Origin of the sequence: Actinomadura keratinilytica (assembly GCF_039539665.1) — a bacterium.
Lineage (GTDB): Bacteria > Actinomycetota > Actinomycetes > Streptosporangiales > Streptosporangiaceae > Spirillospora > Spirillospora keratinilytica.
The window spans coordinates 44558-57741 of record NZ_BAABDO010000019.1; the positions used below are offsets into that span (position 1 = coordinate 44558).

Here is a 13184-nt window from a genome sequence, read left to right on the forward strand (position 1 = left end):
TCGCTGGTCATCGGTGCGGGATCACCTCGTGCTCACGATCTGGGTCATGCCCTCGTCCTGGATCGCCTGCGGCGCCGGCTTGCGCGCGTCGTGGCTCATCCGGACCAGGATGGCGATCAGGATCCAGTTGGCCATCAGCGACGAACCGCCCTGGGACAGGAACGGCGTGGTCAGACCGGTGAGCGGGATCAGCCGGGTGACGCCGCCGACGATCACGAACACCTGCAGCGCCAGCACGAACGACACACCGCCGGCGAACAGCTTCAGGAACGGGTCGCGGGCGGCGATGGCCGTCTTCATACCGCGCTGCACGATCAGCGCGTAGATCAGCAGCACCACCATCAGCCCGGTCAGCCCGAGCTCCTCACCCAGCGAGTCGAAGATGAAGTCGCTGAACGACAGCGGGGTGCGCCACGGCTCGCCCTGCCCCAGGCCGGTGCCGAGGATCCCGCCCTCGCCCAGCGCGAACAGCCCCTTCATCAGCTGGGCGCTGTCGGAGTACTCGCCGCCCAGCTTGCTGCAGGCGTACCAGCCGGGCCCGATGAGGCGGGTCTGCTCGGCCTTCGCGGTGTCCCCGGCCCGCTCGTACTCGGCGGCCTTGCGCTCCAGCTCCTCGTCGTACTGCTTGTAGATGTCGGTGTCGGGGTTGACCGGCTCGACCTTGCCGTTCTCCAGCAGGCAGCCGCCGTCGAAGTACGGCTTGGGGTTCTGCCAGATGTCGATGCGCTGGTTGACGTGCCCCATGAACGGCAGCAGCGTCGCGATGAACACGCCCACCGCCAGCAGCCCGACGCCGATCAGCACCCACGACACCCGCTGCGTGGCGATGTACAGCATCGACACGAACAGGCCGAAGTACAGCAGCGCCGTGCCCAGGTCCTTCTGCATGAACAGCACGCCCAGGCAGAACAGCCAGATGACCATGATCGGGCCCAGGTCGCGGGCCCGGGGCAGGCTGAGCGGCCCGATCTTCTTGCCGATCAGCGACATGGCCTGCCGCTTGTTCACCAGATAGCCGGCGAAGAAGACCACCAGCATCAGCTTGGCGAACTCGCCCGGCTGCACCGAGAACCCGGCGACGTTGATCCACACCCGGGCGCCGTTGATCTCCGCGCCCACGCCCGGAACGATCGGCAGCAGCAGCAGGATGATGGCGCCCAGGCCGATCATGTAGGTGTAGCGCTGCGCGGTCTTCGGGGTGAACGACAGCGGCGCGTCGGTCCGCTGGGTGTCCCGCATGATCAGCACCGCGGCGACGAACAGCGCGATGCCGACGAAGGTCCACATCAGCTGGGACGGGGCGTCGGCGGCGTCCTTGAGCACCTGCTGGCCCGCGGCCGCCGCGGCCCGCCGGGTCGGCTGGGTGTCCAGGTCCAACCGGTAGATCATGGCCAGGCCGAGCCCGTTCAACGCCACCGCCAGCGGCAGCAGCAGCGGGTCGGCGTACGGCGCGAACTTCGCCTGGACGAAGTAGGCGGCCAGCGCCAGCACCACCAGGCCGCCGCCGTATCCGAACAGCCCGGCGGGGATCTGCCCGTCACGGGCCAGGCCCACCTCCGCGAACGCCGACAGCGTCAGCACCATCGCGAAGATGAGCAGCGCCAGCGACGCCGCGTTGCGCCGCTGGTACGGCAGCTGGCGGCGGATCTGCTCCCCGAGCTGGTTCATCTACGACTTTCCCCCGTCGGCCGGACAGCCCTGGATCCGCTGGCTGCCGGTACGGCACGCGTCGCGGCGCCGCTCCAGGTCGGCGAGCTTCTGCTCGGCCTGCGACCGGCCGACGAACGCGAAGGACCCCTGGCGGACGCCGGCCGCGTCGCTCTCCGGAAGTTCACTGGTGTTGACGGTGCTCTGGGCGACCGTACGCGCGCGGCAGTTCTTCTGGTCGGCCCCCTGGACGATGACGACCTTGCCGTCCTGCTCGCGCAGCGAGTACTTGCACACCGCGTTCTGCAGGTCCTGCACGGCCTTCGGGCCGCTGACGGTGTAGGTCTCCTTGACCGCCTTCTGCTTGTCCTGCGGCAGGTCCGACACCATGATCGGCGGGTTGGGCTGGTCCTTGGCGGCGGCCTTGCGGGACAGGTCCAGCCCCGGCACCTGCTGGGTGGTGCCGCGGAACAGCACGACCTGCCCGTTCTCCTCGCCGATGTAGTAGCCGTTGCGCACCGACTGCAGGCCCACGAACCCCACGGCGGCCAGCCCCACCACGGCGACCCCGGCGGTCACGATCAGCCACGTCCAGCGGCGCGGGCCGCGGCGGCGCCGCCCGGCCGGGGCCTCCGGCGGGCCGAGCACGTCCGGCGGCCCGCCCGGCATCGGCTGCCCCATCGGCATCGGCGCGGGCTGCGGCGGCGGCATCTCCTCGACCGCCACCGGCGGCTGCGGCATCGTGTCGCGCAGCTGCGCCGCCCGGCTCGCCGGGGTGTCGGGGGCGCCCCCCGGGCCGCCCGCCGGCGGGGCGGGCTGCGTCGCGCCGGGATCACCCGGCAGTTCCGGCGGACGGGCCGTGGCCGCGGCGCCCACGGCGTGGCCGGGGCCGGGCGGGGGCGGCTGCTGCCCCAGGTCGACGACGTCCGCCACCACGCACGTGATGTTGTCCGGCCCGCCGCCCCGGTTGGCCAGGTCGATCAGCTGCCGGACGGCCTGCTCGGGGTCGTCGACGTCGGTCAGCACCTGGAAGATCGTGTCGGCGGTGACCACGCTGGACAGCCCGTCCGAGCACAGCAGGTAGCGGTCGCCGATCTTGGCCTCGCGCAGCGACAGGTCCGGATCGACCTCGCCCCGGCCGTCCAGCGCGCGCAGCAGCAGCGACCGCTGGGGGTGCGAGGCCGCCTCGTCGGGGCTGATCCGGCCCTCGTCCACCAGCGACTGCACCAGCGTGTGGTCGTGGGTGATCTGGAACAGGCTGCCCTCGCGCAGCAGGTACGCCCGCGAATCCCCGATGTGGACGAGCGCCACCTGGTTGCCCGCCCACAGCATCGCCGTCAGCGTCGTGCCCATGCCCTGCAGCGACGGGTCCGACTCGACGATGTGGTGCAGGTTCTCGTTGGCCGCCTTGACCGTGTGCTCGAGCGCCGCCAGCAGCTCGTTGGCGGGCAGCTCCTTGTCGAGCTTGCGCAGTTCGGCGATGGCGGCGGCGCTGGCGATCTCGCCGCCGACGTGTCCGCCCATCCCGTCGGCCACGGCGAGCAGATGGGCGCCCGCGTACGCCGAGTCCTCGTTGCCCTCGCGTAGCATGCCGACGTCGGACCGCGCGGCGTAGCGAATTCCCAGAGTCATTTGCGCAGCTCGATCACCGTCTTGCCGATACGGATCGGTACGCCCGGCGGAACCGGCATCGGCCGGCTCACCCTCGTGCGCCCGAGGTAGGTCCCGTTGGTCGAGCCGAGATCTTCCACGATCCACTGACCGTCCTGCGCGTAAAGTCGGGCATGCCGCCCCGAAGCGTAGTCGTCGGTCACCACGAGCGTGGAGTCATTCGCCCGGCCGATGCTGATCGGAGCCCCCGTCAGGTCGATGACCGTGCCGGCCCGCTCGCCCTGCACGACCACCAGCTTGGTCGGCACGTTGCTGCGCTGCGCCCGCGGCGGTCTGGACGGCCGGGCGGCCCGCTGCGGCGGCTGGGCCGCGCGGGCGGCGGCCTTGGAACCGAACAGGTCGGCCCGGATCACGCCGACGGCCGCGATGACGAACAGCCAGAGCACCGCGAGGAACGCCAGCTTGATCAGCGTGAGGGTGAATTCGGACATCGGAGTCGGGGCTACTCCCTATCGCGGCGGAAGACCAGGGTTGTCCGCCCCATCGTGACCCGCGAGCCGTCGACGAGGGTGACCCGCCGGATCGGCTGACCGTTCACGAAGGAGCCGTTCGTCGACCCTAGATCCACCAGCACGACTTCGGGGCCTTCTACGCGGATCTCGGCATGGTGGCGGGATACGCCGGGGTCGACCAGCCGCAGATCGCAGTCGGTGCCGCGGCCCAGCAGCGTGACCGGCGTGTTGATCTCGTAGGTGCGCTGGGTGGCGTCCCCGCCCTCCACCGCCGTGGTCACCAGCAGCCGCGGCCGGCCGGCGAACACCCCGCCCCGTCCCTGCGGAATGTCGCTCACCGGACGGCGGATCTCCCCGCCCTCCACGGTGGAGCCGCGGATGACGCCGGACCGGATCCGGAACATGCCCGTGGCCAGGTCCCCGGCGTTCTCGAACCGGACGCGCACCGGCCCGACGAAGGAGTAGCCCTGCTCCTTGGCGTACTCGCGGGCCAGGTTCGCCAGCTCCTGGCTCAGGCTGTCGGCGTACACCTGGAGCCGCTGCCCGTCCTGTTCGGAGATCTCGACGACGAAGTCGTTCGGCACCAGGGTGCGTCCAGCCGCCACGATGGCGGCGCGGTCGTCCATCTCGCGCTGTACAGCACTGGCCACCTCGACCGGCTGCAGCTCCGACTTGAAGGCCCGGGCGAAGGCACCTTCGACCATGCCCTCCAGCCGTCGCTCGAAGCGCTGAATGACGCCCACGGGCACCTCCCTTCCCCACTGGTAGACGATCGTATCGGTGTGAAGGTTCGCTCGAAGTATCTGGATACCTAACCACCCCCGAGACCGTGCTAGCCTTTTCGAGGCACCCCCGAGAGGGGGCGGCACCCGGGCGGGTGGCGGAACGGCAGACGCGCACGGTTCAGGTCCGTGTGTCCGCGAGGACGTGAGGGTTCAAATCCCTCCTCGCCCACTCAGGGGTGGTGACGACGGTCTCCACCTCACAGTGACGGAACGGCCCCCCTGCGGCAAGCAGTGGGGGTTCTTCTGTATCCCTCAACGGTACAGCGCACCCACCGACGCGGTTCGGCCCCGACCGCCGGATGGGAAGCCTGAGCACCGTTGAGCCCCTGAGGCGACTTCGCCCGGTCGGGAGCACGGCGGCCCCCTCGTCGGCCTCGCGGGCGTTCCGCCTCGGCCGGTCCAGATCGTGGAGGTGGCTTTTGCGCGTCCAGGTATCCAGCGGCTAGGTCCACCGCCGAGCCCGATGCCGGGGCCGCGTGTCTTCACCTGGCACCGCGTCCGGCCAAGCCTTGATCTCGCGCCGGCCCGGCTGACCCCTGCGCGTCGATGCCGCTCGTCCGACCGCTTAGGGGCGTCGTCCAAGGCGCAGTCGATCGATCCCCTTGGGCGAGTCCGGCACCCGGGGTACGACGTGCGCTGGGGGAACGACAGTTGCGCGCCGTCGCCGTACCAGCTCGGCGCCTCAGGAGGGCGGCGTGCCCGCACCAGGGCCGGCAAACCCGTGGGGAAACGCTATGGCGCTGGCCCGGCGTCTATTCGGTTGTTAAGCGGTGACCGTGCGGTGGCTGACCTACTGCTAGGCGTGTGTCGGCTTGCTCGGCGGGGCTGTGTCGGGGTGTGCGGCGAGCGTCTGGAGCCGGTCCGCCCCGTGGGGCGCGGTGTGGCCGTACCACGGCCGGCGGACGCGTGGGAAACGGGCGCTGGTCTGGCGTCTTCCCGCTTGTTGAGTGGTCACTGTGCGGTGGCTGACCTACAGGCGTGTGGCTCGACTCCTTCGGCGGGGCTGCGCCGAGGTGTGCGGTGCACGCCCGGCGCCGGTCCGTCCCTTGAGGCGCGGTGTGGCCGTACCGGGGTGGTCGAAAGTGTGGGGGACGGTGTGGAGTTGGCCCGGCGTCTATTCGGTTGTTAAGCGGTGACCGTGCGGTGGCTGACCTACTGCTAGGCGTGTGTCGGCTTGCTCGGCGGCACTGTGTCGGGGTGTGCGGCGAGCGTCTGGAGCCGGTCCGCCCCGTGGGGCGCGGTGTGGCCGTGCCGGGGCTGGCTTCGGGAGCCTGGGGAGGCGTGGTTCGTGCCCGGTGTCCCCGCCTTGGGTGAGGAGTGCCTCTTGTTGCTCTGATCGGTTCGGCCTCGCCGGCCGGGGCACGGCGGAGACGGACGGTCGTGTCGCGGCGCTCTGTGCTCGTGCGGCGGCGGTCGAAAGATCTTGGGGGTGATGTCGAGAACCCGTGAGCGGCTCCGTCCCCGGGGTACACGCGACCAGAATGGTCGCGCCGGGACGAGGAGGACCACGATGGCCAAGTACCTGCTGCTCAAGCACTACCGGGGCGCCCCGGCCGCGGTGAACGACGTGCCGATGGACCAGTGGACGCCGGAGGAGATCTCGGCCCACATGCAGTACATGCGCGACTTCGCCGCCCGGCTGGAGGAGACCGGCGAGTTCGTCGACGCCCAGGCGCTCGCCCCCGAGGGCACGTTCGTCCGGTACGACGGCGAGGGGCGCCCGCCGGTCACCGACGGCCCGTTCGCCGAGACCAAGGACCTCATCGCCGGCTGGATGGTGATCGACGTCGACGGCTACGAGCGCGCCGTCGAGCTGGCCGGGGAGCTGTCGGCCGCCCCGGGGGCGGGCGGCAGGCCGATCCACGAGTGGCTGGAGGTCCGCCCGTTCCTGACCGAGCCGCCCACCATCACCGAGTGAGTTCGCAGCTGGACGAGGCCCTGCTCCGGAGCCTCACGCCGACCGTCATCGCGATCCTCGTCCGTCGCGGAGCCGACTTCGCGGCGGCCGAGGACGCCGTGCAGGACGCGTTGGTCGAGGCGGTGCGCGTCTGGCCGGTCGATCCGCCGCGGGACCCCAAGGGCTGGCTGGTCGCCGTGGCGTGGAACCGGTTCCGCGACGCGACCCGGGCGGACGCCTCCCGGCGCCGGCGCGAGGACCTCGTCAACGCGGAGCCGACCCCCGGGCCCGCGCGTGCGGTGGACGACACGCTCCAGCTCTACTTCCTATGCGCGCATCCGTCGCTGACGCCGTCGTCCGCGGTGGCGCTCACGCTGCGTGCCGTCGGCGGGCTCACCACCCGCCAGATCGCCCGGGCCTACCTGGTGCCCGAGGCGACCATGGCGCAGCGCATCAGCCGGGCCAAGCGCACCGTGTCCGGCGTGCGGTTCGACCGGCCCGGCGACGTCGGCACCGTGCTGCGCGTCCTCTATCTGGTCTTCAACGAGGGCTACTCCGGCGACGTCGATCTCGCCGCCGAGGCGATCCGGCTCACCCGGCGGCTCGCGGCCGCGATCGACCATCCGGAGGTGGCGGGGCTGCTCGCCCTCATGCTGCTCCACCACGCCCGGCGCTCCGCCCGGACCGCGCCGGACGGCGGCCTGGTGCCGCTCGCCGAGCAGGACCGCAGCCGGTGGGACACCCGGTTGATCGCCGAGGGCGTGGAGATCCTGCAGGCGGCCCTCGCCCGCGACCGGCTGGGCGAGTACCAGGCCCAGGCCGCCATCGCCGCGCTGCACGCCGACGCGCCCACCGCCGAGGAGACCGACTGGGTGCAGATCGTCGAGTGGTATGACGAGCTCGTGCGCCTGACCGACAGCCCGATCGTCCGGCTCAACCGCGCGGTGGCCGTCGGCGAGGCGGACGGACCGCGCGCCGGGCTGGCGGAACTCGCGCGGCTGGACGGCTCCCTGCCCCGCCACACCGCGGCGGCGGCCTACCTCCACGAGCGCGACGGCGACCTGGCGACGGCGGCACGGCTGTACGCCGAGGCGGCCCGGAAGGCCCCCGACCTCGCCGAACGCGACCACCTGACGCGCCAGGCCGCCCGGCTCAACGCCCGCTTGCGACGCTGACCTGAAGGTCTTTGACGCGCCGCATCGGTGTGCGCTTCTCAGAGAAAGGCAGGCGACCTCATGCAGAAGATCTCCCTCGACGCCCGGGTCCGCAAGCTCATGGAACGTGCGACGGCGGCCCGGGCCGGACGCAGCGCCGAGACCGTCTACGGCGGCCACGAGCACACCTTGCGCCAGACCCTCATCGCGCTGCGCGCCGGTGCTTCGCTGGCCGAGCACGAGAACCCGGGCGAGGCGACGCTCGTCGTGCTGCGAGGGCGGGTGCGGCTGCACAGCGGCGACACCACGTGGGAGGGCATGAGCGGCGATCTGCTGATCGTGCCGTCCGCCCGGCACAGCCTGGAGGCCGTCGAAGACGCCGCCGTGCTGCTGTCGGTCACCATGGCGTCCTGACGACCGCGGTTCCGGCGCCGTCACCTGCACCGGCCGGACGCTCTGAGGACGACCACGGCGGCGGGGCTGGGGTGCCTCCATCGGCCTTGGTGGGTTGACGTCTGCGTCTGAGGACGCGTTTGGCGACACCATTCGCGTCGCCCGAGTTTTGGGTGCCCGCTGAATGTGCCTTTGGGTCGTCTTCAGTAGGTAGGGCTTGCTGGCCATGCGCGTCTGGGGATGTGTCGGTCGCCGACCGCTTGCGCACTAAGCACGTGACCGCCTTCATGCCGCGCCCTGCGTGTGGCTGGGCGAAGCGCTCGAGGCCGTCAGCTCAGCTCCAGTAGTGCCATCTCATGCAGGGGCCCTTCCATCTTCTGGGGCGCTCGTTATGGACGGCGGCGGGGCTGGGGCGCCTCCATCGGCCTTGGTGGGTTGACGTCTGCGTCTGAGGACGCGTTTGGCGGCACCGTTCGCGTCGCCTGGGTTTTGGTGTCGTTGAATGTGCCTCCTGGCCGTCTTTGATGGGCAGAGCTTGCCTGGTTGTGTGTGTCCGGGGGCGCGTTGGTCGCCGATCGCTTGCGCTTGGCGCATGTGACCGCTTTCGTTCCGCACTCTGCGTGCGGCTGGTCGAAGCGGTCGGGGGTCGTTCAGCTGGAGCTCTGGCAGTGCCGTCTTATGGAGGGCTTCTCGCACCTGTTGGGATTCTTGCCACGGCAGTGGGTTTGACGCCTGGCGGCACCGTTCGCGTCGCCTGGGTTTTGGTGTCCGCCTTTCTGTTGTTGCAGGTGTCTCCCGGCCGCCTGCGAGTGTGGTGGGGCGCAGGCCGCCGCGCCGTTCTGCCGCCCGGGCCTTGTGGGATGGGTAGGGCCTCCTCGGGGCGGCGCCGCCAGGACGCACGGCGCTCGGTTGCGGCCAAGGTGCTGCGCCCGACGTTGCCGCCTGTGCCGCCTCGCGGCGGCGCGCGGCCCCGCTGCCTATTCGAGTCGCCAGCACGAGTGGCCATGTCCGTCGACTGGAATCGCCTCTGACCCGGGACTCGTGCAAACGGACGGCAGGGCAACGAGCGGCCGCGCCGTCCGCCTTTGCGGGGTGGGGCCGCGTGGGCGGTGGGGGCCGGCGCCGTTCGTGTCGGGCATGGTGGGGAAGGCAGTTCCTATGAGACCTGCTGGACAGCGAGTTCACCCGACGGCCGCCACGCGATGGGCGACGTACGGAGCAACGACGGCGGCGGTGACGGCGACCGCCGTGATGGGGGCGGCCGCGGTCGACGCCGACAGCCGGTGGTACCGGTCGTTGGCCAAACCCCGGTGGCAGCCGCCGTCCTGGGCTTTCGGTGCGGTGTGGACGCCGCTCTACGCCTCACTCGCCTGGGCCACCGGCCGCGCCCTGCTGAAGGCCACGGGCCGACGGCGCCGGGTCCTTGCCTGCAGTTTGGGCGTCAACCTGGCCCTCAACCTTGCTTGGAATCACCTGTTCTTCACGCGACGCAGCCCGAAAGCCGGCGCCGTGGGCACGGTACTGCTGGACGCCAGCAACGCCGACCTGCTCAAACGCATCGTGAGCATTGACACCGCGGCGGCCGCCACCTTGATTCCCTACGCGGCCTGGTGCCTGTTCGCCACGGCACTGAACACCGACATCGCCGTTCGCAACCATTGAGCAGGGGCGCCGGCCGCTCCGCCGGGCAGGCGTCCAGCAGCCGGGTGCTCCCGGTCTCCTGGCCGCCGTTGGGGATGTCGCCCCCCCGCTCGACTTAGGATCGTCGGCCGTGACCGAAGCCGATTCCCATCTCCGGGCGACGGCGGACGCCTACGACGCCGTCGCCGCCCTCTACTCCGAGCTCTTCCGGGACGCGCTCGACGACCAGCCGCTGGACCGGGCCTCGCTCGCCGTGTTCGCCGAGCTGGTACGGAACGCCGGCGGCGGGCGCGTCGCCGAGCTCGGGTGCGGTCCCGGACACGTGACGGCGCATCTGCAGAACCTGGGGTTGGACGTCTTCGGTACCGACCTGTCGCCGGTGATGATCGACCTCGCCCGCAAGGCGTATCCCGGTCTGCGCTTCGACGTCGGTTCGATGGACGCCCTGGACCTGGCCGACGGGGAGTTGGCCGGCATCGTGTCCTGGTACTCGGTGATCCACACGCCGCCGCAGGAGCTGCCGCGGTACTTCAGCGAGTTCCGGCGGGTCCTGGCGCCGGGCGGTCACCTCCTGCTCGCCTTCTTCGAATCAGAGGGCGACCCGGTGACGGTCTTCGACCACAAGGTGACGCCGGCCTACCGGTGGCCGGTGGGCGACCTGGCCGCGCTGGCACGCCGGGCGGGCTTCACCGAAGTCGGCCGTGTGCTGCGCGAGCCCCACGAGACGGAGCGGTTCCGCCATGGCCGCCTGCTGATGCGGACCCAGTAGACCGTGCCGTGTGCTGAACGAGGACGGTGCAGGGGGCGACGCGGTCAGCTGCGAACATTCCGCTACCCGTCATCGCCGACGGCGATCTGTGGCGTGTGTGGTGGGTTCGCAGCACACGGCCCGGTTGTGCTACCGCTTGTGCCGGTTGGCGTCGGCGGGGTGGTCGTATCGGAGACGGGCGGCCGCCGTCCCGGTCCGCTCGGATCGGCGGTGCCACGGAGCCGGGGAGGCGGCGGACGCTTGGCCGCGGCGGCGGGGTGTTTGGCCGTGGTCTTCACCGATGCCTCGGGCAGGGCGGTGGCGTTCTGCATCCAGGGTGTTCGCGGGCGTGGTCATGCCCGGTGAGCGCTCTGTGCGGGCAGGTGCTCACCTTCCGTTCTGGCCGATGGCGGTAGCCGGGGTGCGGGGCGTTCGCCGGCGGCTAATCCCTGGGGATGCGGGCGTGGACGACGAAGCCGCCGTCGGGTCGCGGGGCCGCGGTGAAGTCGCCGCCCAGCGCGTCGATGCGCTCCCGGAGCCCGGCCAGGCCCCGCCCGCTCCCGCCGGGGGACGCGGCGCGCGAGCCGGTGCCGTCGGTGCTGACCTCCACGGTGATCTCCTTCTCGCCATGGCGCACGCCGACCGCCGTGCGGCTGCCGTGGGCGTACTTGAGGGCGTTCGTCAAAGCCTCCTGCACCACCCGAAAAGCCACAAGCTCGGCATTGCCGCCCGGCTGAGCAGGGGTGCCCTCCAAGGCGAACTCCACCGGCTGCCCCGCCCGGCGCGTCTGCTCCACCAGCTCATGCAGATCCTCGACAGACGGCGCCTTGGCGCCGGTGCCCTGGTGGTCGGGGTTGAGCACGTCCAGCAGGTGCCGCAGGTCGGTGATGGCGCGCCGCCCGGCATCGGTCACAGAGCGCAGGGTCTCGTCGAAACGGTCGGGCGCGGCGGTCAGGTACCGGGCCGCCTCGGCCTGCACCACCATCGCCGTCACATGGTGGCTCACCACGTCGTGCAGTTCACGGGCGATGCGGGCGCGTTCGGCCGCGCGGGTGGCCTCGGCGACGCGGCGGCGGCGTTCGGCCTCGGCCAGCCGCGCGGAACGCCACCAGGCCCCGGCGCCCCACATACCCGCCAGCGCCAGGTAGAACATCACGAACCCTGCCGGCCCCTCGGTCGAGCCGAGCCGGTCGAGCGCGACGGCCATCAGCGCATACGCCGCCGACAGCCCGATCACGGTGAGGCGGCGGCGGCGTTCCAGATGGGCGCCCGCGCTCATCAACGCGAACGGCAGCGCGGTGCCCGCGACCAGGTGGTAACGGCGCAGCTCGGCGACGATGAAGGCGAACGACACCAGGTAGAGGCAGACGGCCGGCCACCGCCGCCGCACGGCGAGCGGGAAGCACTCCAGGGCGAGCACCCCGTAGGCCAGCGCGTCGAGGGGGCGGGGCGGCAGGTCGCCGACCTGCGTCTCGTAGCCGTCGAACGCCGGCAGCAGCGATGTGACGGCCAGCAGCAGTGCGAGCGGAAGGTCACGTACGGTGACGTCGCACCGCCGCCAAGCATCCCGGACCTTCCGTAGGGCGATCACTGGGAGAGGGTAGCGGTCATACCGGCCGCGATGGAGCAAAAGTCGAATAGCGGTCCGATCGGCCCGGCCCGCGGCGGCGTTGTCCCCCGTGCGAGCTACGGGCGAATGTCCACCCGGCGGTGACGATTCCCGGGCGGCCGATTCCTTAGCGTTTCGGTCATGGCCGCGGCACCCGGCCGCCCTTTCCGTCACAGCGCCGCGTGATTCGGCTCGGCGCCGGTTCTGGAGGAGAACATGCTCGGCAAGATCAAGGCATCCGTTGCGGTCGCGCTGTGCGGCACCGTGCTCGGGACGGGGCTGGTCGGCGGCGGCAGCGCCTTGGCGGACCAGGCCCCGCTCGCCTCCACGGCGCGGCAGGCCCAGCCGATCTTCGGCACCAAGAGGATCGATGTCGGCGGCCGGGCGGTGAACGTGTCCTGCTCGGGCGTCCCGGCGAAGGGCAAGCCGGTCATCGTCCTGATGCCCGGCATGGGGGACGGGCTGGACAAGATGGCCGCCCTCCAGAAGACCCTGAGCAGGAAGAACCGGGTCTGCTCCTACGACCGGCTCGGCGAGGGCGCGAGCGACCAGCCGGGCGGCCCGCAGACCTTCTCCAGCACCGGCAAGGTCTTGACCGGGGTGCTCGACCGGGTCGCCGGCGACCGTCCGGTCGTGCTGGCCGGGCACTCGCTGGGCGGGCTGATCGCCGCCAGGTACGCCCCCGACCACCGGGACAGGGTCAAGGGCCTGGTCCTGATGGACGCCACCTCGCCGACGATGCTCAGCGACATCGAGAAGGCGATCCCCGAGTCCGCCACGGGGCCGGCGGCCGAGCTGCGCGCCCAGAACCTCGCGGTGTTCCAGGGGCAGAACCCTGAGCGGCTCGTCATCACCGACGGAAGGGTGCGTTCCGCCGGACGGATCCCGGTCGAGGTGATACAGCATGGCAAGCCGTACCTCGCGGCCATCCCCGAGTACGGGCCGCGCCTGGAGCGGGCATGGGCCGCGGGCCAGCGCAAGTGGCTCGCGCTGTCCAGCCGCGGCAGGCTGAGCACGGCCGCGGAGAGCGAGCACTACATCTACCTCGACCAGCCCCGTGTCGCCGTCCGCGCCATCGAGCGCGTCACCGCCCAGGTCGCGCGCCAGGCCAAGCGCTGGTGACCAGGCGGAAGCGGCCGGTGGAGGGGCGCCCCTCCACCGGCCGCTTCCGCTGAATCAGGATGCCT

The 13184-nt window shown here is 71.4% G+C and carries 11 protein-coding genes and 1 tRNA gene; 7 read left to right on the forward strand and 5 right to left on the reverse strand.

The window, feature by feature from the left end; translation table 11 throughout:
* Window positions 1–21 precede the first annotated feature (21 nt).
* The 4 genes from ABD879_RS09460 to ABD879_RS09475 are packed head-to-tail and all read right to left on the reverse strand — an operon-like array spanning window position 22 to window position 4513.
* Window positions 22–1668: an FtsW/RodA/SpoVE family cell cycle protein gene (locus ABD879_RS09460; protein WP_345019529.1), complete on the reverse strand. Its 1647-nt coding sequence runs from the start codon at window positions 1666–1668 to the stop codon at window positions 22–24.
* Window positions 1669–3279, reverse strand: a complete 1611-nt coding sequence (locus ABD879_RS09465; protein ID WP_345019531.1) for a Stp1/IreP family PP2C-type Ser/Thr phosphatase — start codon at window positions 3277–3279, stop codon at window positions 1669–1671.
* Complete coding sequence (locus ABD879_RS09470; RefSeq protein WP_285494563.1) at window positions 3276–3749, reverse strand: FHA domain-containing protein FhaB/FipA; 474 nt, start codon at window positions 3747–3749, stop codon at window positions 3276–3278. Before ABD879_RS09470 ends, ABD879_RS09465 begins: the two co-directional genes overlap by 4 nt.
* 11 nt (window positions 3750–3760) lie before the next feature.
* The gene (locus ABD879_RS09475) at window positions 3761–4513 is read right to left on the reverse strand and encodes an FHA domain-containing protein (RefSeq protein WP_285494564.1); all 753 of its coding nucleotides are present in this window, start codon (window positions 4511–4513) and stop codon (window positions 3761–3763) included.
* Between the two features lie 128 nt (window positions 4514–4641).
* Between ABD879_RS09475 and ABD879_RS09480 the strand changes: the two genes are divergently transcribed.
* The 6 genes from ABD879_RS09480 (at window position 4642) to ABD879_RS09505 (ending at window position 10409) form a co-directional block, all read left to right on the forward strand.
* Window positions 4642–4724: transfer RNA gene (locus ABD879_RS09480), tRNA-Leu, on the forward strand.
* 1341 nt (window positions 4725–6065) lie between these two features.
* Entirely contained in the window at window positions 6066–6473 is a 408-nt protein-coding gene (locus tag ABD879_RS09485) for a YciI family protein (RefSeq protein WP_345019533.1), read from the forward strand.
* 8 nt (window positions 6474–6481) lie between these two features.
* Window positions 6482–7627 (forward strand): RNA polymerase sigma factor, encoded by a 1146-nt coding sequence (locus ABD879_RS09490; protein ID WP_345019576.1) that lies wholly within the window; start codon window positions 6482–6484, stop codon window positions 7625–7627.
* A 60-nt stretch (window positions 7628–7687) separates the two neighbouring features.
* Window positions 7688–8020, forward strand: a complete 333-nt coding sequence (locus ABD879_RS09495; RefSeq protein WP_345019535.1) for a cupin domain-containing protein — start codon at window positions 7688–7690, stop codon at window positions 8018–8020.
* 1212 nt (window positions 8021–9232) lie between these two features.
* Window positions 9233–9661 (forward strand): TspO/MBR family protein, encoded by a 429-nt coding sequence (locus ABD879_RS09500; protein WP_345019537.1) that lies wholly within the window; start codon window positions 9233–9235, stop codon window positions 9659–9661.
* Window positions 9662–9770: 109 nt separating this feature from the next.
* Entirely contained in the window at window positions 9771–10409 is a 639-nt protein-coding gene (locus tag ABD879_RS09505; protein WP_345019539.1) for a class I SAM-dependent methyltransferase, read from the forward strand.
* Window positions 10410–10830: 421 nt separating this feature from the next.
* Here the strand turns inward: ABD879_RS09505 and ABD879_RS09510 are convergent, their stop codons facing one another.
* Window positions 10831–11979 (reverse strand): sensor histidine kinase, encoded by a 1149-nt coding sequence (locus ABD879_RS09510; RefSeq protein ID WP_345019541.1) that lies wholly within the window; start codon window positions 11977–11979, stop codon window positions 10831–10833.
* 234 nt (window positions 11980–12213) lie between these two features.
* Here ABD879_RS09510 and ABD879_RS09515 point away from each other — a divergent pair, with 234 nt between their 5' ends.
* Window positions 12214–13119 (forward strand): alpha/beta fold hydrolase, encoded by a 906-nt coding sequence (locus ABD879_RS09515; protein ID WP_345019543.1) that lies wholly within the window; start codon window positions 12214–12216, stop codon window positions 13117–13119.
* Window positions 13120–13184: the final 65 nt, after the last annotated feature.